Source organism: Niveibacterium sp. 24ML, assembly GCF_026586805.1.
In the GTDB taxonomy this organism is placed as follows: domain Bacteria; phylum Pseudomonadota; class Gammaproteobacteria; order Burkholderiales; family Rhodocyclaceae; genus Niveibacterium.
This window is the reverse complement of record NZ_JAPFHA010000030.1, coordinates 17,014-39,012: the sequence shown is the minus strand read 5'-3', so window position 1 is coordinate 39,012 and position 21,999 is coordinate 17,014. Positions and strand designations below refer to the sequence as shown.

At 61.6% G+C, this 21,999-nt stretch carries 22 protein-coding genes; 4 read left to right on the top strand and 18 right to left on the bottom strand.

Translation table 11 applies throughout. From position 1 onward, the window contains the following. Positions 1-4: 4 nt before the first annotated feature. From lepA to rpoE, 6 genes are all read right to left on the bottom strand, one after another. Positions 5-1,801, bottom strand: coding sequence for a translation elongation factor 4 (gene lepA, locus OPU71_RS19340; RefSeq protein WP_267729710.1), 1,797 nt, complete (start codon positions 1,799-1,801; stop codon positions 5-7). A gap of 94 nt (positions 1,802-1,895) precedes the next feature. Continuing rightward, complete coding sequence (locus OPU71_RS19335) at positions 1,896-3,290, bottom strand: DegQ family serine endoprotease (protein ID WP_267729709.1); 1,395 nt, start codon at positions 3,288-3,290, stop codon at positions 1,896-1,898. 44 nt (positions 3,291-3,334) lie between these two features. Then, a complete protein-coding gene (locus tag OPU71_RS19330) occupies positions 3,335-3,766 on the bottom strand; it encodes a SoxR reducing system RseC family protein (RefSeq protein WP_267729708.1) in 432 nt (143 codons plus the stop codon). Continuing rightward, the gene (locus OPU71_RS19325; RefSeq protein ID WP_267729707.1) at positions 3,763-4,734 is read right to left on the bottom strand and encodes a MucB/RseB C-terminal domain-containing protein; all 972 of its coding nucleotides are present in this window, start codon (positions 4,732-4,734) and stop codon (positions 3,763-3,765) included. Before OPU71_RS19325 ends, OPU71_RS19330 begins: the two co-directional genes overlap by 4 nt. Further along, the gene (locus OPU71_RS19320) at positions 4,731-5,237 is read right to left on the bottom strand and encodes a sigma-E factor negative regulatory protein (RefSeq protein WP_267729706.1); all 507 of its coding nucleotides are present in this window, start codon (positions 5,235-5,237) and stop codon (positions 4,731-4,733) included. The genes OPU71_RS19325 and OPU71_RS19320 overlap by 4 nt, the downstream gene beginning before the upstream one ends. Before the next feature lie 5 nt (positions 5,238-5,242). Beyond that, complete coding sequence (gene rpoE, locus OPU71_RS19315; protein WP_267729705.1) at positions 5,243-5,842, bottom strand: RNA polymerase sigma factor RpoE; 600 nt, start codon at positions 5,840-5,842, stop codon at positions 5,243-5,245. 223 nt (positions 5,843-6,065) lie between these two features. Between rpoE and nadB the strand changes: the two genes are divergently transcribed. Continuing rightward, complete coding sequence (gene nadB / locus OPU71_RS19310) at positions 6,066-7,679, top strand: L-aspartate oxidase (RefSeq protein ID WP_267729704.1); 1,614 nt, start codon at positions 6,066-6,068, stop codon at positions 7,677-7,679. Positions 7,680-8,124: 445 nt separating this feature from the next. On the opposite strand, the gene fabF is transcribed toward nadB, so the two are convergent. The 8 genes from fabF to OPU71_RS19270 all read right to left on the bottom strand — a co-directional run bounded on the left by fabF (position 8,125) and on the right by OPU71_RS19270 (position 14,189). Next, a complete protein-coding gene (gene fabF / locus OPU71_RS19305; RefSeq protein WP_267729703.1) occupies positions 8,125-9,363 on the bottom strand; it encodes a beta-ketoacyl-ACP synthase II in 1,239 nt (412 codons plus the stop codon). Positions 9,364-9,402: 39 nt separating this feature from the next. Then, positions 9,403-9,639 (bottom strand): acyl carrier protein, encoded by a 237-nt coding sequence (gene acpP / locus OPU71_RS19300; protein WP_172197857.1) that lies wholly within the window; start codon positions 9,637-9,639, stop codon positions 9,403-9,405. A 105-nt stretch (positions 9,640-9,744) separates the two neighbouring features. Continuing rightward, on the bottom strand, positions 9,745-10,491 hold the full coding sequence (fabG, locus tag OPU71_RS19295) for a 3-oxoacyl-ACP reductase FabG (RefSeq protein WP_267729702.1): 747 nt from the start codon (positions 10,489-10,491) through the stop codon (positions 9,745-9,747). Beyond that, positions 10,488-11,429 carry an ACP S-malonyltransferase gene (gene fabD, locus OPU71_RS19290; RefSeq protein WP_324256087.1) on the bottom strand — a complete coding sequence of 314 codons (942 nt, stop codon included), beginning with the start codon at positions 11,427-11,429 and terminating at the stop codon, positions 10,488-10,490. Before fabD ends, fabG begins: the two co-directional genes overlap by 4 nt. Positions 11,430-11,446: 17 nt before the next feature. Beyond that, the gene (locus tag OPU71_RS19285; protein ID WP_267729700.1) at positions 11,447-12,409 is read right to left on the bottom strand and encodes a beta-ketoacyl-ACP synthase III; all 963 of its coding nucleotides are present in this window, start codon (positions 12,407-12,409) and stop codon (positions 11,447-11,449) included. Continuing rightward, positions 12,406-13,428, bottom strand: a complete 1,023-nt coding sequence (gene plsX / locus OPU71_RS19280) for a phosphate acyltransferase PlsX (protein WP_267729699.1) — start codon at positions 13,426-13,428, stop codon at positions 12,406-12,408. Before plsX ends, OPU71_RS19285 begins: the two co-directional genes overlap by 4 nt. A gap of 75 nt (positions 13,429-13,503) precedes the next feature. Beyond that, positions 13,504-13,683 carry a 50S ribosomal protein L32 gene (gene rpmF, locus OPU71_RS19275; RefSeq protein WP_172197842.1) on the bottom strand — a complete coding sequence of 60 codons (180 nt, stop codon included), beginning with the start codon at positions 13,681-13,683 and terminating at the stop codon, positions 13,504-13,506. Positions 13,684-13,745: 62 nt separating this feature from the next. Next, positions 13,746-14,189: a YceD family protein gene (locus tag OPU71_RS19270; protein WP_267729698.1), complete on the bottom strand. Its 444-nt coding sequence runs from the start codon at positions 14,187-14,189 to the stop codon at positions 13,746-13,748. Between the two features lie 153 nt (positions 14,190-14,342). On the opposite strand from OPU71_RS19270, the gene OPU71_RS19265 reads away from it, so the two are divergent. Both OPU71_RS19265 and OPU71_RS19260 read left to right on the top strand, forming a co-directional pair. After that, a complete protein-coding gene (locus OPU71_RS19265; RefSeq protein WP_267729697.1) occupies positions 14,343-14,921 on the top strand; it encodes a Maf family protein in 579 nt (192 codons plus the stop codon). After that, positions 14,921-15,646: an SAM-dependent methyltransferase gene (locus OPU71_RS19260; RefSeq protein WP_267729696.1), complete on the top strand. Its 726-nt coding sequence runs from the start codon at positions 14,921-14,923 to the stop codon at positions 15,644-15,646. Before OPU71_RS19265 ends, OPU71_RS19260 begins: the two co-directional genes overlap by 1 nt. 5 nt (positions 15,647-15,651) lie before the next feature. Here OPU71_RS19260 and OPU71_RS19255 read toward each other — a convergent pair whose 3' ends face one another. Genes OPU71_RS19255 through OPU71_RS19240 form a run of 4 tightly spaced genes read right to left on the bottom strand, consistent with a single transcriptional unit; the run spans position 15,652 to position 18,533 of the window. After that, positions 15,652-16,584, bottom strand: a complete 933-nt coding sequence (locus OPU71_RS19255; protein ID WP_267729695.1) for a S49 family peptidase — start codon at positions 16,582-16,584, stop codon at positions 15,652-15,654. After that, positions 16,581-16,934, bottom strand: coding sequence for a Rieske (2Fe-2S) protein (locus OPU71_RS19250; RefSeq protein WP_267729694.1), 354 nt, complete (start codon positions 16,932-16,934; stop codon positions 16,581-16,583). The genes OPU71_RS19255 and OPU71_RS19250 overlap by 4 nt, the downstream gene beginning before the upstream one ends. Then, the gene (locus OPU71_RS19245; RefSeq protein WP_267729693.1) at positions 16,913-17,572 is read right to left on the bottom strand and encodes an HAD family hydrolase; all 660 of its coding nucleotides are present in this window, start codon (positions 17,570-17,572) and stop codon (positions 16,913-16,915) included. The genes OPU71_RS19250 and OPU71_RS19245 overlap by 22 nt, the downstream gene beginning before the upstream one ends. Then, on the bottom strand, positions 17,565-18,533 hold the full coding sequence (locus tag OPU71_RS19240; RefSeq protein WP_267729721.1) for an RluA family pseudouridine synthase: 969 nt from the start codon (positions 18,531-18,533) through the stop codon (positions 17,565-17,567). Before OPU71_RS19240 ends, OPU71_RS19245 begins: the two co-directional genes overlap by 8 nt. Before the next feature lie 369 nt (positions 18,534-18,902). On the opposite strand from OPU71_RS19240, the gene OPU71_RS19235 reads away from it, so the two are divergent. Then, positions 18,903-21,959 carry an Rne/Rng family ribonuclease gene (locus OPU71_RS19235; protein WP_267729692.1) on the top strand — a complete coding sequence of 1,019 codons (3,057 nt, stop codon included), beginning with the start codon at positions 18,903-18,905 and terminating at the stop codon, positions 21,957-21,959. Positions 21,960-21,999: the final 40 nt, after the last annotated feature.

Below are 21,999 nucleotides of genomic sequence, written 5' to 3'. Positions count from 1 at the left end.
GGGCTTACTTGCCGTCTTCAACACGAAGCACCGCAAGGAACGCCTCCTGCGGGATCTCGACGTTGCCAACCTGCTTCATGCGACGCTTGCCGGCTTTTTGCTTTTCGAGCAGTTTTTTCTTTCGGGTGATGTCACCGCCATAGCACTTGGCGAGAACATTCTTGCGCAGAGCCTTGATCGTCTCACGGGCAATGATATGCGAACCGATCGCCGCCTGAACGGCAACATCGAACATCTGACGCGGGATGAGTTCGCGCAGCTTTGAAGCCAATTCCCGTCCGCGATAGACTGCATTGGCTCGATGAACGATGACCGAAAGCGCGTCCACTTTCTCGCTTGACACTAGGATGTCAAGCTTCACCACATCTGCTGTACGGTATTCCTTGAAGTCGTAATCAAGCGAAGCATAGCCTCGCGAAACCGACTTCAGTTTGTCGAAGAAGTCCATGACGACTTCAGCCATCGGCAGGTCGTAGACAAGCTTCACCTGGCGGCCGTGGTAGTGCATATCGACCTGACTGCCGCGCTTCTGGTTGCAGAGCGTGATAACCGGGCCCAGATAATCCTGCGGCACGAAGATCGTGGCAGTAATGATAGGTTCACGCACTTCGTCGATCTTTGAGACTTCCGGAAGCTTTGCCGGATTCTCGACCTTGATGACTTCACCGCCCGTGAGCACGACCTCATAGACCACCGTCGGTGCGGTGGTGATGAGATCCATGTCGAACTCGCGCTCGAGGCGCTCCTGGACTATCTCCATATGCAACAAGCCGAGGAATCCACAGCGGAAGCCAAAACCTAACGCCTGTGAAACTTCGGGCTCATACTGCAATGACGCGTCGTTCAGCTTGAGTTTCTCAAGTGACTCACGAAGCTGATCGTATTCGCTCGCCTCAACCGGATAGAGCCCCGCAAAAACCTGCGGCTTGATCTCTTTGAAGCCTTCGAGCGGCGACGAGGCAGGCCAACTGAGCACGGTGATGGTGTCACCCACCTTGGCCGAGGTCAGCTCCTTGATGCCAGCAATCACGAAACCCACTTCGCCCGCCGACAATTGGTCACGGCCGATCGATTTCGGCGTGAAGACGCCCACTTGATCGCAAAGATGCTGCGCACCATTGCTCATAAAGAGGATCTTGTCTTTCGGCCGCAAGACCCCGTCGACCACGCGAACCAGCATCACGACACCAACGTAGTTATCGAACCAGGAGTCGATGATCAGCGCCTTCAGCGGCGCATCCAGCGTGCCACGCGGCGCCGGCACCTTCGCGATGACCGCCTCGAGGATCTCGTCAATGCCCATTCCGGTCTTCGCCGAGCAGGGGATTGCCTCGATCGCGTCAATCCCGATCACATCTTCAATTTCTTGGCGCGCCGCGTCCGGATCCGCTGAGGGCAGATCCATCTTGTTGAGCACCGGGACGACTTCGACGCCTTGCTCAATGGCGGTGTAGCAGTTAGCCACCGTCTGTGCCTCGACCCCTTGCGAAGCATCCACGACAAGCAGCGCACCTTCGCACGCAGCAAGCGATCGACTCACTTCATACGAAAAGTCGACATGGCCGGGCGTGTCGATGAGGTTGAGGTTATAAACCTGCCCATCCTTCGCGCGGTAGCTGAGCGCCGCGGTCTGAGCCTTGATTGTGATCCCGCGCTCGCGCTCGATATCCATCGAGTCAAGCACCTGGGCTTCCATTTCACGATCGGCCAGACCGCCGCAGCGCTGGATGAGTCGGTCCGCCAAGGTCGACTTGCCGTGATCGATGTGAGCAATGATCGAAAAGTTTCTGATGTGCTGCATGCCACGAAAAAAGGGCGCGTTGCCGCACCCTTCTCAGGAATCCATCAAGTTGGACAACGCGCGAGTATAGCCGATCCACCCGGATCCTGAAGCCTCACTGCAGCTCCGGCACTCGCAAACTGACGAAGCTCTGGGTGTCCCCACGACGAACCAGCAAAGACACGCTCTCGCCCTGATCCACCGCCGCAGCAAACCGGTTGAACTGCTCGACATTGCGAAACTCGACCGGCAAACCCTTCCGTGTGGCAGCCACGATCAGGTCTCCACCCTGCAACTGCGCTCGGGCAGCTATCCCGCGCACATCCTTGATCGCAACACCGCCCTCCTTGCGCATCTGCTTGCGCTGGTCCGCACTCAGCGGCGCCACGACAAGCCCGAGGCGGTTTGATCCTGCGCTATCCGCCCGTTTGACTGGCGCACGCGCCGCAAGCTTGACCGGCTCTTCCGCAAACGCTTCCACAATCAAGCCAAGGTCTCGCACAGCGCCACGGCGCCAGATCTGAACGACCGACCTTGAACCCGGTCTCGTGGCGCCGACCACCCGGGGCAGATCTGTCGACGACGCCACCACCTTGCCATCAAATCTCAAGATCACGTCACCGACCGCGATGCCGGCACGGTCTGCCGGGCTGGACGGCTCAACCGCACTGACCAGAGCCCCCTGAGGACTCTTCAACGAAAAACTGTCTGCGACGTCCTTGGTCACCTCCTGGATAGTGACGCCGATGCGCCCCCGGGTCACACGGCCTGCGGCACGTAGCTGCCCCTGAACATCCATCGCGACGTCAATCGGGATCGCAAAGGACAGCCCCATGAAGCCCCCCGTCTCGCTATAGATCTGCGAGTTGATGCCGACGACCTCACCCTTCAAGTTGAATAAGGGCCCACCCGAGTTGCCCGGGTTAATGGCAACATCGGTCTGTATGAAGGGAACCAGCCCCTCGTCGGGAAGCGATCGCCCTTTCGCACTGACAATCCCCGCGGTCACCGTGTGATCGAAACCAAACGGGGAGCCGATGGCGACGACCCAGTCGCCCACACGCAGCTTTCCGGCATCGCCGATTTGCACTTTCGGCAACCCGGTCGCTTCAATTTTGATCAATGCAACGTCGGAGCGACGATCAGCCCCGACAAGATGGCCGCGAAACTCACGCTTGTCGGTGAGCCTTACCAAGATTTCGTCAGCGCCATCGACAACATGCGCATTGGTAAGGATGTAGCCATCCTGCGAGATGATGAAACCAGAACCCATGCCCTCTTCGTCCTCCTCATCTCGAGGCACCTGAGGATGCTTGGGCATGAACTTCCGAAACCAATCCTGCATCGGATCGCGCGCATCCGGCCCACTGCGCTTTGCCTGTTTAGCAAGCTGCTGCGTGCTCACATTCACCACAGCCGGAGCCGATCGATCGACAAGATCCGCAAGCTCCGGCAGGTCGCGGGCTAACGCACTGCTCATGGCCGGCCCCGTCACCAAGGCAAGGCTCAAGGCAAGACTGCCTAGCGCCCGAGAAAAGATGCTATCGGCGCAAATCATGAACCGGTCTGATCAGTTTCAAGGATCCGCACCCGCAGCTGTGCGCCGCGGCGGCGAACGGCTGCGGTAGCAACAATCGCGGACAGCACAAGGCCCGCCACGGCACCGCCAGCGGCCGCTGCATCGCCTCCGAACAAGGCGCCCAGCGACGCGCCCAGCAGTAGGCCAATCAAAGGCACACCATAGGCCAGCAGCGCTGCGATCAGCGGCGCGCGAGCTTCAACACTGACCTCGACTTCACTGCCAGCAGCAAATGGGTGAAGCGCCTCGGCCTGATAAGTGCGGCAACGCGGCCCGAACAACTGCCCCAACACGTCAGAGCCACAACCGCCCGATTCGGCGCAACGCCCGCAACCGCCCTGTGCATCCAGCTTCACGATTGCAGCGGCACCTTCCATGCGGAGCACGACCGCCTTACGAACGTTCATTTATCGCGAACCTCAATGGATTCCGCCAATCGCCGCACGGCCTCGGCCGGCACTTCGCCCATGGCGGTCACCAGGTATTTGCCACCGAGCACCCGTTTGTAAATACGTGTGGGCCCGGCGAGGCTCTCTCCCACAACCGGCGGGGCTTTGTCGGCAGCCACCGTTTCAACAAAGGCAGACATGGTGGCCAAACCATCAGAGAACACCAGGTGGAACGCCTCGCTACCGCTACCTTTGATCTGACGTTTCACCACACTGACTTGGCGGAAGCCCGGCACCTGCAAATTGCAGTGAAAACCACTGTCCTGCAGCTTGGCAGGCTCGCCACGCACATTCAGCTCCCGCCACTCGCTCGCGGTGCTGGCAAATCGCGAGCGGACTTTGTCGCGCTCGATCACGCCGCCAACGGTCACTTCCGAGAAGACAAACTGCTCAACCGTGGCACCCGTCGCATCCATGGTCCGCGACTTGAGCATCAGACCGCTTGCAGGCTCAACCCAGAACGCATGGCCATATCGCATACCATCGCGCGGCTCCATCACGATTTGACGCGCCGACATGCCGGCGATCTTCTCGACCGGCCCCAGCCGCGCGGAGTAGTTTGCGATCAAATGCTCAGGGGAGACGAGCGCCCAAGCCGGAAAGCGGCGCTGCACCGCACGATCGGTAATGACAACCCGCTCTGCGGGAAGGTAGAAACGCACATCGCCATTGGCCCTGACGATTTCGCGCGGTGGTCCGTCAAGGGTCTCCAGGCGCTCGTATTCGCCGGTTGCATCACTGATGTGGGTGATACGGGACGTTTCCGTCGTTCGCCCTGCCTGATAAACGAAGGTCCCGGCATAGCTCAAGCGCTGTGAGGCTGAACTAACCTTCGCGAGCCAGTCAAGCGCCTCCTGTGTCGCGCCAGCGGCTGCGGCCCCGGCGCACCAGAGCGCGGCGACGCAGGCGATCACACCACGCATCATCGTGCGAGCGCTCCACCTTGCTCGGAAGCTGTGCGTACGTAATACCCAACAGCAGGAACCGTTTGGGCACCCGAATAACCGTGGTGCGCCAGCAGATATGCACGATCCGCATCATTGGCCGATACCGGCTGAACCACCACCGCCGGCTTCACCAGCGCCATCTGAGCGGGCCCCACTTCACTGCGCAAGCCCATCCAGCCGACAACCGCAACACCGGCTACCGTGGCGGCGATAGGAAGATAACGATCCCAACGCAGACCACGATTAGCAGGTGCGCTCCGTACAACCGGGGCCAGCACGGTCGGCTCGTCGTCCAGCCGCGCCATGATCGCCGCCGTGAGATCCTTCGAGAACTCAGCCTCGCCACGCAGCGTATCGCCAATCAGCGCGCATTCACTCCATCTGGCGCGGGCACTGTGATCGCCTCGCAACGCCTGCATCACTCGATCGGTCTCTGCCGCGTCGAGTTCGCCATCGAACAAGGCGGAAATCTGTTCAGTCATGTCTCTCACCATCTTCTATCCGGACTCGTATCGAGCAAGGGCCGCAGACGCTCTGCAATGGCTTCCCGTGCGCGAAAAATCCGTGATCGGACCGTTCCGATCGGACAGTTCATCACTGTCGCAATCTCTTCGTAACTCAAACCGTCGATCTCACGCAGCACAATCGCGGTGCGAAGCTCTTCGGGCAAGGCCTCCATCGCCAGATTGACTGTTTCGCCAATCTGCTTGGTCGCCAGCAAGCGTTCCGGGGTGTCGTTGTCGCGCAGCAAGTCGCCCTCTTCGTAACCTTCGGCTTCATCAGAATCGATGTCGGTCGAAGTCGGGGCGCGCCGCCCCTGTGATACGAGATAGTTCTTTGCTGTGTTGATCCCGATCCGGTACAACCATGTGTAGAACGCACTATCGCCACGAAACGTCGGCAGCGCGCGATACGCCTTGATGAATGCTTCCTGGGTCACATCCTCGACTTCAGCCGCGTCCCTGATCATCCGCGACAACAACCGCCCAAGCTTGCGCTGATACTTCGAGACAAGCAGGCCGAAAGCCTGTTTGTCCCCGCGCTGCGCACGCTCGACTAGTTGCTGGTCTATCTGACGATCACTCATTGGGCAGGGTATCTTGGGATTGGTTCGCGCTCTGATTGGCGCCAATCGAGTATAACCCAGCCTCACGGGGCATCCGCCTTCACCGCAACAGACCCGGCCCCGCGAAAATAGTTCAGTCGTAACAAGGGGCTTTAGCGCTTGATCAAGCCTGGCATGGCAGTGGCGGCTGCGTGCTATATTCAAAACCCCTTCTGCCCGCGCGTCTCTTGCGCCCCTAGACCCCGTGCTCCAGTTCGATGTTTTGATCCTTGGCAGCGGCCTCGCCGGCCAATCGCTTGCGCTGCGTCTTGCGGACCAGCACTCCGTCGCTCTCGTCACGAAATGCCAGCTTGAAGACAGTGCCAGTGCTTGGGCACAAGGTGGCATTGCGGCAGTCGTCGATCCGATGGACTCAATTGATGCGCACGTCCAGGACACGCATATCGCCGGAGCCGGCATCTGTGACACCGGAGCCACGCGCTTCGTGGTTGAACACGGACGCGAGGCAATCCAGTGGCTCGCCGCGCAAGGCGTACCCTTCACGCCCGCCGAAGAAGGCCCGCTCAACATGCACCTGACGCGCGAAGGCGGACACAGCCACCGCCGCATCGTGCACGTTGCGGATGCCACCGGCGCCGCCGTTCAGGAGACGCTTACACAGAAGGTTCGCGCCCATCCGAACATCCGCGTATTCGAACACCACATTGCCGTCGACCTGATCGTCGCGCATCGCATGGGTCGGGGTGACGAGGGCTGCCTGGGGGCCTACATCCTCGACATCACCGCCGACCGGGTCGTGACCTTTGCAGCTCGGCACACCGTCCTTGCCACCGGCGGCGCCGGAAAGGTCTACCTCTACACGACGAATCCGGACACCGCGACGGGAGACGGCATCGCAATGGCATGGCGCGCGGGCTGCCGCGTCGCGAACATGGAGTTCATCCAGTTTCACCCCACCTGTCTCTATCACCCGCAAGCAAAGTCGTTCCTGATCTCCGAAGCGGTGCGCGGCGAAGGCGGCTTACTCAAGCTCGCTGACGGCACTCGATTCATGCCCAACCACGACCCACGTGCTGAGCTTGCGCCGCGGGACATCGTTGCGCGCGCGATCGACTATGAAATGAAGCGGCACGGGGCTGACTGCGTCTATCTGGACATCAGCCATCGCCCAGCAGACTTCATCAAGAGCCACTTCCCGAACATTCATGCTCGCTGCCTTGAACTGGGCATTGACATCACCCGCCAACCTATCCCGGTGGTGCCGGCTGCGCACTACACCTGCGGCGGCGTACTGACCGATCTGCGCGCGCGCACCGACTTGCCGGGTCTGTATGCGGTTGGCGAAACCGCATGTACCGGCCTGCACGGGGCAAACCGGCTGGCCAGCAACTCGCTCCTGGAGTGTGTTGTTTTCGGCGAGGCCGCTGCACGCGACATCTGCGCCAACCCGAGAGACATCGCCGACTCGCTGCCCGAATGGGACGAAAGCAAGGTCACCGACGCGGACGAAGCAGTGGTCATTGCCCACAACTGGGACGAGCTACGGCGGTTCATGTGGGACTATGTCGGCATCGTCCGTACCACCAAGCGCCTGCAACGCGCAAAGCATCGAATTGCTCTGTTGACGCGCGAAATTGACGAGTACTACGCGCACTTCCGCGTCAGCAATGATCTGATCGAGTTGCGGAATCTGGTGGTCAGTGCCGAATTGATCGTGCGCGGCGCATTGGCGCGAAAAGAGAGCCGCGGGCTTCACTTCAGTCGCGACTACCCCGCCACGCAGGCCGAGGGAAAATCCATCGTGATCAGGAATCCGCGCTGGCCGGCGGGCCAGCCACGCTGGACCCGTCAACGCTAGGCATGCGCCAACGCAACCAGGCGCGCAGCAATCTCCATTCAGCCCCACTCAGCGCGCCTCGCGTCGCAATCGTCCGTCGAACTGCGTGGCTCCCCGCCTCGGACCAGACAAGAACAAGGATGACCCCCAAGTCGCGCGTCGATCGCGCAAACTCAATCGCGGGTTCGGCGCCGCCTGCGTCGGCAACACAGTAGGCTGAGCCGTCGTCTGCCAGACGGAAAACCAGCGCTCGACTTCGTCGCCACTGCACAAACCCCAGAACCGCCGAACCGCCGATCAGCGTCAGGCCCGCCACAAATACGCCGCCCAGGCGCACTGGCGTCACCAGCAGCGCAAACGTGGCCACCCCGTGCAAGATCGCAACGCCACTCCAGAAAAGCCAAGAGGCCCGGGGGCGAACTACGCCCTCGAGCCTCATCGGGTTTTCAACAAGCAAGGCAGTCTCTTACACGCGCTTGAACACCAGGGTCGAGTTGGTGCCGCCAAATCCGAACGAATTGGACATCGCCACATCAATCGCCATCGGACGGGCGACATTGGCCACATAGTCCAGATCGCAACCTTCACCCGGAGAATGCAGGTTGATCGTTGGCGGTGCGACTTGGTCTCGAATTGCCAGGGTCGTAAAGACCGCTTCGATTCCGCCTGCTGCGCCAAGCAGATGGCCGGTCATTGACTTGGTAGAACTCACCGCAAGCTTGAATGCGTGATCGCCAAAGCAACGCTTGACCGCCGTTGTCTCAGCCTTGTCACCCAAAGGCGTCGAAGTGCCATGCGCGTTAACATAGGCCACATCGCTCACTTCCGCCTTTGCGTTACGCAGTGCATTGCGCATGCTTCGCGAAGCACCCTCGCCATCTTCGCAAGGGGCGGTGATATGGTTGGCATCGGCACTCATGCCGTAACCAGCCAATTCGGCATAGATCTTGGCGCCACGTGCCTTGGCATGCTCATACTCTTCGAGCACCAAGACACCAGCACCTTCGCCCAGCACGAAGCCGTCGCGCTCCGCATCCCAAGGCCGGCTCGCCCCTGCCGGGTCGTCGTTACGGCCCGACAAAGCACGTGCTGCACAGAAGCCACCCATCCCAAGGAAGGACACGGTGGATTCCGCTCCGCCGGCGATCATCACATCGGCATCGCCGTACTCGATCAAGCGCTGCGCTTCACCGATTGCATGATTGCCAGTTGCACACGCGCTGACGGTCGCGAAGTTCGGCCCCTTGAATCCGTACTGAATCGACAGCAAGCCAGAGATCATGTTGATGATTGACCCCGGCACAAAGAAAGGCGAAATCTTGCGCGCCCCACCCTGTGCAGTGGCTTGGCAGGTATCTTCGATCAGAGGCAAGCCTCCGATACCAGACCCGATGCAAACGCCAACCCGCTCTGCGTCAGCCGGATGCTCAGCGATCCCGGCATCCTTCAGCGCATCGATTGCCGCTGCAAGGCCAAAATGAATAAACGTGTCATACCGCCGCGCTTCCTTACCGGAAACATACGCCGACACGTCAAAATTCTTGACCTCGCCGGCAATGTGCACCGGCAAGGTCGTAGCATCAAATTTCGTGATGCGGGAGATGCCGGAACGCCCATTCAGGATGTTGTCCCAGGCTTCGGAGATTGAATTACCGACCGGGCTGATGATGCCCAGTCCGGTGATGACGACTCTACGACCGCCCAAAGTGCGCTCCGGATCGAGTAAGAAGGTTAAAAGAACGACTTACTTCTTGTTGGCAACGACGTAGTCGATTGCCTGCTGAACGCTGGTGATCTTCTCGGCTTCTTCGTCCGGGATTTCGCATTCGAATTCTTCTTCGAGCGCCATGACCAGTTCAACGGTGTCCAGCGAGTCAGCGCCAAGATCGTCTACGAAGGAAGACTCATTCTTGATGTCAGCCTCATTGACCCCGAGTTGCTCGGCAACGATCTTCTTGACGCGTTGTTCGATGTTCTCCATTGACTACTCCTTCCCATATAGCGGGGGTGATTAACCGCCCTATTTTATCAAAAAAGAAACCACAAAAACGGCCCGAAGGCCTATCCTGCCTAGGCATCAGCCCAGTCAGGACATATACATACCGCCGTTAGCATGAAGGGTCACGCCCGTCACATAGCTTGCGGCCGGCGACGCCAGAAACGCCACCGTCGCCGCGATTTCTTCAGGACGACCAAGACGCCCCAAGGCGATCTGCCCAAGCAAGCCATCACGTTGCCCATCACTGAGCGCGCGTGTCATATCGGTATCGATGAATCCAGGCGCAACGCAGTTCACGGTAATGCTGCGGCTGCCAAGCTCTCGCGCCAGTGCGCGTGTCATGCCCGCAACGCCTGCCTTTGCCGCAGCGTAGTTCGCCTGCCCGGCATTGCCAGAAGAACCGACAACCGACGTGACATTCACGATGCGGCCGTAGCGCGCCTTCATCATCGCACGCATGACCAGTTTGGACATTCGGAACACGGCTTTAAGATTGGTATCGAGCACCGCATCCCACTCGTCGTCTTTCATCCGCATTGCGATATTGTCGCGCGTGATTCCGGCGTTATTGACCAGAATCGCGATCTGGCCAAAATCAGCCTCAATCTTTGCGATAGCGGCTTCACAGTCATCCGGATTGGTCACGTCAAGACGCAAGCCTGCGCCCTTCAGACCCGCCTCTTCCAGTGCGGCAGTGATCGAAGCCGCGCCCGAATCGGATGTCGCGGTCCCCACGACCACAGCTCCTTGGCGCCCAAGCTCAAGCAGCGTTGCGCGGCCGATGCCCCGGCTCGCACCAGTCACCAGCGCGATTTGTCCTTCTAGAGCGCTCATGCCAATTCCTCTTTTGTCAATGCGAGTACGGTGTCAAGACTCTGACTGTCGGACAAAGCCAAGGCCTCGGGGCCTGCCGCGCAGCGCTTGACCAAGCCCATCAAGACTTTGCCGGGCCCACACTCGACGATCCGCGACACACCTTGCGCCGCCATCGAATGCACGGTTTCGATCCAACGAACCGGCGAATAGGCCTGCCGTACCAGCGCATCCCGGATCGATGCCGGGTCAGCAAGCTTCGCAACATCGACATTATTGATAACCGGGATTACAGGCGTGCAAACGTCGACGCCATCTAGTGCCACCCGCAAGCGTTCGGCTGCTGGGCGCATCAGGGCGCTGTGGAAGGGTGCGCTGACGGGCAAAGGTAGCGCACGCTTGGCGCCCAAGGATTTTGCGAGCTCACAAGCGCGAGCAACCGCACCCGCATGACCTGCGATCACAATCTGATTCGGATCGTTCAGGTTGGCAGCACCCACCTCTTCACCCTGAGCCGCGTCGGCACACGCCTGAGCAACCAAGTCCGCCGAAAGACCAAGAATCGCGGCCATTCCACCTGTGCCAGCCGGCACCGCATCTTGCATCGCCTGCGCACGCAAACGCACCAATTTCACGGCGTCCGCCAGCGACAAGGCCTGCGCCGCGACCAAGGCGGAGTACTCGCCCAGACTATGGCCCGCCATCAGAGCCGGTTTGGCGCCGCCCGCCGCCAACCAGGCGCGCCAGACCGCTACGCCGGCGGTCAACATCAAAGGTTGCGTATTGACGGTCAGCGCAAGACGCTCCGCAGGCCCTTCGCTGCACATCGCCCAAAGATCTTCGCCGAGAGACGAAGACGCCTCGTCGAACGTCGCCCGGATGATCGACGAGTCGCCGTAAGCGGCCATCATGCCGACCGATTGCGAACCCTGACCAGGAAACACAAAAGCAAAAGTCATCATGTCCTCACTCGGGATTACATGCGCAGCAGTGCTGCGCCCCAGGTAAACCCGCCACCCACACCTTGCAGCATGACGTATTGACCGGGTTTCACTCGGCCGTCGCGCACCGCCGTATCCAGCGCCAGCGGCACCGAGGCCGCAGACGTATTCCCGTGCCGATCGACCGTCACCACCAGTTTCTCGAATGGCAAATGGAGGCGCTTGGCGGTTGCCTGCAGAATCCGGATATTGGCCTGATGGGGAATCAGCCAGTCCAGCTGATCCGGCGCGAGACCCGCCTGCTCAAGCACCTCAACCGCCACCTCACCCAATACGCGCACGGCCAGCTTGAACACCGCCGAACCATCCATGTGAACGAATGGCGAGCCCTCAAAATGGCCGTTCCTGATATTGCCCGGCACCTCGAGGATCTCGTGCTGGCTACCGTCTGCACGCAACGAGGTTGCGAGCAATCCTGGGCTGTCGGAGGCCTCCAGCAGCACAGCGCCGGCACCGTCGCCGAACAGCACACAAGTGCGTCGATCGTTCCAGTCAATGATCCGCGAAAAGACTTCGGCGCCGATGACCAAGGCGCGGCGATGCGAGCCAGAGCGAATGAACTTGTCAGCGATCGTCAGTGCATAAACGAAACCACTGCAAACGGCCTGGACATCAAACGCCGGGAAACCCGACACACCCAGGGCCGACTGCACAAGACAAGCGGTGCTCGGGAAGACCTGATCCGGCGTCGAGGTCGCAACAATGATCAGATCGACATCTGCCGCCGCGCACCCGGCCGCCTCCAGCGCCTTGCGTGCCGCCTGCGCGCCAAGCTGGCTTGAAGTGACCCCCTCACCAGCAAGGTGGCGCGCGCGAATCCCGGTGCGCTCCATGATCCAGCTATCGGTCGTATCGATGCCGCGCGCGACCAGATCGTCATTGGTCACCGGCTCCCCCGGCAACGCGCTGCCTGTCCCTACGACCTTCGAATAGATCACTGCGTCACCTCCTCAGTTGCCATATGTGCGCTCATCCGCGCCGCAATCCGATCGACCACCTGGTTACGTGCCGCCTCGGCAGCACGCATCAACGCGCACTCAAATGCAAATGCGTCGGCAGAGCCGTGGCTCTTGAACACCACGCCGCGCAACCCGAGCAAAGCCGCGCCGTTGTAGCGCCGATGGTCAACTCTTTGCTTGAAGTGCCGCAATGCGGGCGCCGCCAGCAGGGCGACCGCCTTCGTGTACCAGGAGCGCGTCAACTCTTCGCGCAGGGTTGTCGCCAGCATCTGCGCGACACCCTCTGACGCCTTGAGCGCAACGTTTCCGACAAAACCATCGCAAACCACGACGTCGGTCGTCGCTTTGTAGATGTCATTACCCTCGACGTTGCCGTAGAAATTCAGGCCGCTATCACGCAGCAATTCGGCCGCCCGCTTGACGATCTCATTGCCTTTGATCTCTTCCTCGCCGATGTTGAGCAGACCAACCGTTGGCCGCTCCTTGTGCTCAAGGGCGGAGACCAACATTGAACCCATGATCGCAAACTGCAACAGATGCTCGGCCGAACAGTCGACATTTGCGCCCAGATCAAGCACATAGGTCTGACCGTTCATCGCCGGGAGAATCGAAGCAATCGCCGGGCGGTCAATGCCATCAAGCGTCTTGAGGACAAATCGCGCAATCGCCATCAGCGCCCCAGTGTTGCCGGCAGACACGGCAGCCTGAGCAGCGCCGGATTTGACCTGGTTAATGGCGATGCGCATCGACGAGTCTTTTTTCGCGCGGATCGCCGACGCGGGCGCCTCGTGCATTTCAACGACCTGAGTCGCAGGCACAAAACGGACACGACCGGAGAATTCAGAAGCGAGCGCCGCCGCGTCTGACTCGATTGAAGACAAGCCGACGAGCAGTACGCTGGCGTATGGATCATCGCGCAGGAACTTGCGGGCTGCCGGCAGTGTGACCGAAGGGCCAAAATCACCGCCCATACAGTCGATCGCGAGTGTCACCTGCATCGAATTTGGACTGGAGGGTAGGGACGAATGAAAACGGCGCCAGGCACCCTGGCGCCGTTTCGTCAAAAGAGGAATTTATTCGCCTTTTGCCTTCATGACCTTACGGCCACGATACACACCCGACGGCGACACATGGTGACGCAGATGCACTTCACCGGTCGTCGGCTCGACAGCGGTCGCAGGCCCCGTCAGAAAATCGTGGGCACGATGCATGCCGCGCTTGGACGGCGACTTCTTGTTCTGTTGAACAGCCATTTGATGCTCCTTCGCTCAATATTCAATAACCAGACCCAGCCCGAAACGGGTGGATTCAACGCTTAACGCTTCTTTCCCGCCCCGCGCAGGTTCGCCAGCGCGGCGAAGGGCGACTCGCTGTCGTCCCGTTCGCGGGGTTGCGGGGTGTCGCAAACATCATGTCGCGGCGAAATCGGCAGTCCGAGCAGCAACTCGTCTTCGATGATCGCCAGCATGTCGAGATTCCGGTCCGCGAGGACCGGATCGAAGGAATCATCCTCCAGCTCGTCATCAGGCATTGGCTGCCCCGGCGCCACCAGCAGAAGCCGCGCATCCAGCGCGAGATTCAGCTGCTGAGGCTTGAGACAGCGCTGACAGACTACCGTCGGCTCAGCTTCAAGCGAAATTTCAAGATAGCACTCGCCATCGACGACGCTACCCCGCACTTCGGCCTGCACCTGACCTTGAGGACTCGCCAATTCACCCATGAACCGCGGCATCGACTCGAACTCGACGGTGCCCGACAAGATGCTTCCGCGCCGTGCAAACTCGAACGGATCGGCTATCACCCACGCCGGCAAAACTGCATGCTCTTGCGACATAAACGAGCAATGATATTATCCGAAGCCCTTCCTGTCAAAGGCGATTGCAGTCCGCGTGCTGCATGGCCATCACCCCCAATGCGCAAGATCGTCCTCGCCTCGACTTCTCAATACCGTCGAGAGCTCCTGCAACGACTGGCAATCCCCTTCGAAACGGACCGCCCAGAAACCGACGAAACCCCTCTACCCGACGAGGTACCGGCCGCCACCGCAATGCGCCTCGCCGTCGAGAAGGCGCGCGCCGTTGCGGTACGCCACCCCGGCGCACTGATCATCGGATCCGACCAGGTGGCTAGCGTAGGCGCGGAGCGCTTCGGCAAGCCGGGCAGCGTTGAGCGCGCGATCGCGCAGTTGCACCAGATGAGCGGACGAGCGATCACCTTTCACACTGCGGTATGCCTGCTCGACACGCAAACCGGCAATGCTCCGGTGATCTGCGCGCCCACCGACGTGGGTTTCCGACAGCTGAGCGCGGCCGAGATCGAACGCTACGTCGCACGCGAATTGCCGCTGGATTGCGCTGGAAGCGCGAAGTCCGAAGCGCTGGGCATCACGCTGCTTGATTACATTCGCGGCGACGACCCCAACGCACTGGTCGGACTGCCGCTGATTGCACTTTGCAAACTCTTGCGCGACGCGGGCGTGCAAACAATCTGATGACCGGCACTCTCTACCTGATCCCCGTCGCCCTCGGCCCCGCCGCACCCGAGTGGCTCCATCCGCCCGCCAGCCAGACGCTCACTCACCGACTCACCCACTTCGTTGTCGAAAACGCGAAGACGGCACGCGCTGAGATCAAGCGCATGGGGCACCCGGCGCCGGTGCAGACCCTCTCGATCAGCGAGTTGCCCAAGCACGCACCAGACACGGCACTCGACGCATTGCTGGCACCCGCCATTGCGGGTCATGACATCGGACTGATGTCGGAAGCCGGATGCCCGGCGGTCGCAGATCCTGGCGCACTTCTGGTTCGGCGCGCGCACGAACTGGGCATTCGCGTGGTGCCGATTGTCGGGCCATCTTCACTTCTCTTGAGCCTGATGGCTTCAGGCCTCAACGGGCAGAGCTTCGCGTTTCACGGCTACCTTCCAGTCAAGGACGCCGATCGGATCATCGCGCTACGCGAACTGGAGAAAGAGTCGCGCAAACATCAGCGCACGCAGATCTTCATCGAAACGCCCTACCGCAACCTCTCGATGTTCAACGCGCTGACCACGGTGCTCGCGCCAGACACCCGGCTATGCGTTGCGCGCGAGGTCACCACAGAGGGTGAATGGATCAGCACTGACACCATCGCGCGCTGGCGAAAACGCGAAGCGCCGGATCTTGACCGGCGCCCCACGGTTTTCCTGGTTCTGGCTGAAGCGAGCCGGCGCACCTGAACCGGTCAGCGGAAGCGGGTCTCCACCAAAGCCTCAGAGAAAGCCTCGGCGGCAACACCGCCGAGTCGGCGGGCAAACCGCTCGAACGCGGGCTCGCGCTGGGTGTAGTCGTTCATTTTTTCGGCCTTGATGACATCTCGCGCAACCGAGGTCACCGTACCCGTGGCATCAGCCAGACCCAGCTCGATGCTTCTCGATCCCGTCCAGACAAGTCCAGAGAACGTATCCGCGCTCTCCTTCAAGCGCTTGCCACGCCCTTTGCGGACCGCGTCGATGAATTGCGCATGGATCTCTTGCAGCATCGCGTTTGCATGGTCAACGTGGCGCGGCACCGACGGCGAGAACGGATCAAGAAACGCCTTGTTGTCGCCCGCCGTATAAACGCGCCGCTCGACGCCAAATTTCTGCATCGCGTCGGTGAAGCCAAAGCCATCCATGACGACGCCGATTGAACCGACAAGACTGGCCTTGTCGACATAGATCTTGTCGGCGGCGGCCGCAACGTAGTAACCGCCCGATGCGCAAAGCTCTTCAACCACGGCATACACCGGCAAGGAAGGTTTGCTCGCCTTCAGGCGCCGGATTTCGTCGTAGATCGCGCCAGCCTGAACCGGACTGCCGCCGGGGCTGTTGATCTTGAGGATCACGCCCTTGACCGATTCGGACTTGAAGGCCTCACGCAAGGCGGTATTCACCCGGGCCGCGCTGGCCGGTGTGTTCGACGCAATGACTCCGTCGATCTCGATCACCGCGGTATGAGGCCCGCCATCCACGCCATCCGGACTGCGGCCTGACCACATGATCCAGAAAAAGGCACCAACGTAAGCAATACCAAGAAACTTGAAGAAGATGCCCCAGCGCCGACGCCGGCGCTGCTCTTTGAGTGCCTCGGTTGCCAGATTCTCAATCAAACTGCGTTCCCAGTTTTGTTCGCTCATGCAGCCTTCTCAATCAGGTAAATGTTTCCGTCGCGCTCCACTACATCGAGCCGCGGCAGGCGTCCGCCGCGGCAAGGGCCGGCCAGGCAATGCCCGCCGGCCGGGTCGTAAAGCGCACCGTGCGTTGCACAAATCAAGTATAAGCCCGAGTCATCAAAGAACCGGCCAGGCTGCCAATCCAGTTCAACCGGCACATGCGCACAGCGATTCACGTACGCACGCACTTCACCGCGATATCGCACGACAAAACCGGTCTCTTCACCGAATGCGGTCTTGACCGGGAAACGAATTCCATCGCCCCCTTCAAGGACACTTTCGCTCGCGCAGATCAGGCGTTCAACTGCAGCCATTGATGAAGCTCGGCGATCGAATCCACCAGGGCCAGCGGCGCCTCTGCCGCCAGCGCTTCGCGCGGGTGAGCGCCAAAGCTCACCGCCACCGAAGCCGTGCCCGCATTCTTCGCCATCAACAAGTCATGAGTCGTATCGCCGATCATCAGGGTCCGCGACGGCAAGACGGCGAACTCCTCAATCAGTTCCAGCAGCATGGCCGGATGAGGTTTCGAGAAGGTTTCATCTGCCGTCCGCGAAGCATGGAACTGCGCGCCCAGGCCACTCGCCTCGAACGCACGGTCAAGCCCCTTTCGGCTCTTGCCGGTTGCAACAGCCAAGGCATAACCGGCGTCATTGAGTGCCGCGACCATGTCGCTCGCGCCGTCGAACAGCACCAGTTCGGCATCGCGCGCAAAGTAGTGATGCCGATAGCGCTCAACCATCCGCGCATAGTCAGCCGGATCCAGCGCCGGAACCGCCGCGTGAAGGGCGTCCGCGAGACCCAGTCCGATGACATGGCTGGCCTGCTCACGCGTCGGAACCGGCAGCCCCAGATCCGCACACGCCGCCTGGATCGCCACAACGATGGTTGCGGTGGAATCCATCAGCGTGCCATCCCAATCGAAGACGATCAGATCAAAGCGGCGCTCAGCCATAGCTGCGGGGCTCGGTGGAATCGAGGTGCGCGACGAACGCAGCCAGATCATCCGGCAGCGGCGCCTTGAGCTCGAGCGGCTCGCCAGAAACCGGATGCGGCACAACAAGGCTGGCGGCATGCAGGAACATCCGTTTGAGCCCTTCCTTTTGCAAAGCTCTGTTGAGGGGAAAGTCGCCGTACTTGTCGTCACCGGCAAGCGGAAACCCCAGATGCGTCAAATGCACCCGGATCTGGTGGGTTCGCCCTGTCTTGATCTGGACTTCGACCAGACTGAATCGTTCCCAGCGCGCAACGAGACGGACGATGCTGTGCGAGGCCTTGCCATCCTTGTCCACCGCGACGCGACGCTCGCCGTCCTCGGTAAGGTACTTGGTCAGCGCAAGCTTGATGTGCTGCACCGGATTCGGCCATTTGCCCGCCACCAGCGCGAAGTAGCGCTTGTCGAGCCCGCCTTCGCGCAACACGTCATGCAGCCGGCTCAGCGCCGAACGCTTCTTGCCGATCAGCAAGATTCCAGACGTCTCGCGATCAAGCCGATGCGCCAACTCCAGAAACCGCTGCGCTGGCCGTTGCTGCCGCAACTGTTCGATCACACCAAAGCTCACGCCGCTTCCGCCATGCACGGCCGTGCCCGCCGGCTTGTTGATGGCAAGCAGCGCCTCATCCTCAAACAGGATCGGAAACTCCCGCCCGGGAATGGCGGCCTTGTCAGCCTTCTCGGCGAGACGCAAAGGCGGAATGCGGACCTCGTCCCCCAGCGCAAGGCGATAGGTCTGGTCAATGCGCCCCTTGTTCACGCGCACTTCTCCGCTGCGAAGAATCCGGTAGATGAGGCTCTTGGGAACGCCCTTGCAGATGCGGATGAGGAAATTGTCGATCCGCTGGCCCGCGTCATGTTCGTCGATGAGAACGCGCTGAACAGCCGGAGGGGCGGACGGGGTTTTGCCTTGCAAGACCATGTTGAATATACTGCCTAGGTTCGTCCGGTACGTCCGGCTCGGGCTGCACCTTGCAGAATGCAGGTGCTGACCAGTTGGCGATGAGCTCTGCTCCCTGAATGAACGCCAAGCCAACCGTCGCTGGAGCACAAAAGCTCGCGATGGTACCCAAAAAACACTTGACCACATAGTTGGCGCGCAGCTTGCAGAATGTAAGGCCCTGAGCGGTCGGCGTTTTTCGCCGAGACTGCAGGGCCGTTCAGTACGAATCCCGCGACTCTTTTTGAAAACGAACCATCGCATGACAGCGTTCCCGACAATCTGAGTACGCCGCCCGAATCGGGCGGTGCGGTTCGTTCTGCCCGCTTGCGCGCGGGAGAACAAGACCAAATGAAGCGCATGTTATTTAACGCGACGCAGGCCGAAGAACTGCGCGTCGCAATCGTAGATGGTCAGAAACTGATCGATCTCGATATCGAATCGGCCGCCAAGGAACAACGCAAGAGCAACATCTACAAGGGCGTTGTCACACGCGTCGAGCCCAGTCTCGAAGCGGCATTCATCGACTATGGCGCCGAGCGCCACGGTTTTCTGCCGTTCAAGGAGATCTCGCGCGCCTACTTCAAGGAAGGCGTCGAGGCCTCGCGCGCGCGCATTCAGGACGCGATCAAGGAAGGCCAGGAACTGATCGTCCAGGTCGAGAAGGACGAGCGTGGCAACAAGGGCGCAGCCCTGACCACCTTCATCTCGCTCGCCGGCCGTTACCTCGTGCTGATGCCGAACAACCCGCGCGGCGGCGGCGTATCGCGCCGTATCGAGGGTGATGAGCGCACCGAACTGCGCGACGCGCTCGACCAACTCGACGTGCCCTCCGGCATGAGCATGATTGCACGCACCGCCGCAATCGGCCGCGCCGCGGAAGAACTGCAGTGGGACTTGAACTACCTCGCCCAACTCTGGCGCGCCATTGAAGGTGCCGCCAAAGAAGAGAAAGGCGCATGCCTGATCTACCAGGAAGGCAGCCTGGTGATCCGCGCGATTCGCGACTACTTCTCGAGCGACATTGGCGAAATCCTCATCGACACCGACGACGTCTACGAGCAGGCGCGTCAGTTCATGAACCATGTGATGCCGGCCAACATCCACCGCGTGAAGCGTTACCGCGACGATGTGCCGCTGTTCTCGCGCTTCCAGATCGAGCACCAGATCGAGTCTGCCTATTCGCGGCAGGTGAGCCTGCCCTCGGGCGGCGCCATCGTGATCGACCACACCGAAGCACTGGTATCGGTGGATGTGAACTCCGGCCGCGCAACCCGTGGCGCCGACATCGAAGAAACCGCCCTCAAGACCAACCTTGAAGCCGCCGACGAAGTGGCCCGCCAATTGCGCCTGCGCGACCTTGGCGGCCTGATCGTCATCGACTTCATCGACATGGAAAACCCGAAGAGCCAGCGCGAAGTGGAAAACCGCCTGCGCGACGCCCTTCGCCATGACCGTGCGCGCGTCCAGACGGGCAAGATCAGCCGCTTCGGCCTGCTCGAACTCTCTCGTCAGCGCCTGCGTCCGGCCCTGGCCGAGACCAGCTACATCACCTGCCCGCGCTGTACCGGCACCGGCCACATCCGTTCGACCGAATCGGCTGCGCTGCACATCCTGCGCATCCTTGAAGAAGAGGCGATGAAGGAAAACACCGGCGCCCTGCACTGCCAGATGCCGGTCGACGTTGCCACCTTCCTGCTGAACGAGAAGCGGGTTGATATCGCGAAGATCGAACTGCGCCACAAAGTCAATCTGCTGCTGATCCCGAACCGCCACCTTGAAACGCCGGCGCACGAGATCGTTCGCCTGCGTCACGACCAGCTCAACGCAGAAGAGCTGAACGTGCCCAGCTACAAGATGGCCGCCATGCCCGCGGACGCCACCTACACGCCGCCCTCGGCCAACACGGAGGCCAAGCCGGCGCGGCAGGAAGCAGCCTTGCGCTCCTTCGTGCCGGATCAGCCGCCGCCCGTCGTCGAGCCCAAGCCCGTGGCTGCCGCAGCACCGGCTGCCGCAGCACCGGCCAAGCCCGGCCTCTTCCAGCGCATCATGACCTGGCTGCGTGGTGGCGAAGCCGAACCGGCCCAGGTGGTCGCCGCCCCGGCAAGCGAGGCCAAGAGCAGCCCCCGCGAAGGCCGCCGGGGTGAGCGCAACCGCGGCGAGCGCGGTGGACGTGGCAACCGCGAAGAGCGCAACCGCGACGGCCAGAAGAACCGCGAAGAAGGCCGCAGCCGTGGCGAAGGACGTGGTCGCGACCGTCAGCAGTCGGCCAAGGTAGAAGCGGAAGTCGACACCAACAAACCGCAGCGCGACGAAGGCGAGCGCAGCCGCCGCGACGAGCAGCGTGCCGAGCGGGGCGAGAAGCGCGAGGCCCAGGCAGATCAGGAACGCCGCCCGCGCCAAGCACGCGAGCCGCGTGAGCCACGCGCACCGCGCCAGCCCAAGCAGGCCGCACCGGAAACCGAGATCGCCATCAGCGACGCCGCCGCGCAGGCAGCCGGCCCGGAAACGGAAATCGCCAATGCCCCCGCAGAAGCGGAAGGCAGCAGCCGCCGCCGCAATCGGCGCGGTCGCCGTGGCGGCGAACGTCGCAACCATGAAGGCGCCGGCGAAGCACAAGCCCAAGGCAGCGACGAGCTGCGCCCGGTCGAGCAGGTGTTCTACCCGACGCCCGAAGCTGCTGCAGCCGCAGCCGAAGCCCAGGCCGCAGCCGAGGCTGCACGCCGCGCCGAAGCGAAGGCGCGCCGCGCTGAGCGCGATGCCGAACGGCAGGCTCACCGTGAGCGTCGCCAGCGCCGCGCACCCGTCGAGACCATGTTCTACCCGACGCCGGAAGCGGCTGCTGAAGCCGCGGCCAAGGCTGCCGCAGAGGCTGAAGCCGCTGCGATCGCCAGCGCCGCAGAGGCTGCCGCCGCAGCCCCGGTCGCCGAGTCGCCGGTCACTGAGCCCGCTCAGGCCATCGCGTCGACACCGGCGGAACCGGCCGTCGCCGAAGCCACCACATCGGCCGCCATTGACGCACCGGCCGCAGTGGAACCCGTAGCGGCGGCAGCCGTCGCGACAGAAGCGGCGCCGCTTGAACCTGCGCAGCCCGCGCCGGCACCGGCCGCGAGCGAGTTCGTTGAAGTCGTGACCAAGCCGGCCCAAGCGGCGCCGGCTGCGCAAGTCAGTGACGAGCCCCTGCCCGTTCGCGCAGCCGCAGCGCGCGCCCAGGCACAGCTTCCGTTCGACCTGAGCGCGGTGCTGAGCAGCGATGACCTGGTGATGATCGAAACCCAAAGCGAGCGCCGCGCGCCGCTTGCCGCGCCGGAGGTGCCGCAAGCGCCCGCACGCCGCCGCAGCCCGCGCGTGAGCCGCCCGCCGGTGGCTGAGGAGCCGCTGCAGCAAGTGGAAACCCGCAACGGTTAAGCTGCGGTCGCACCACGGCAAAACGGGCCACCCGCGCAAG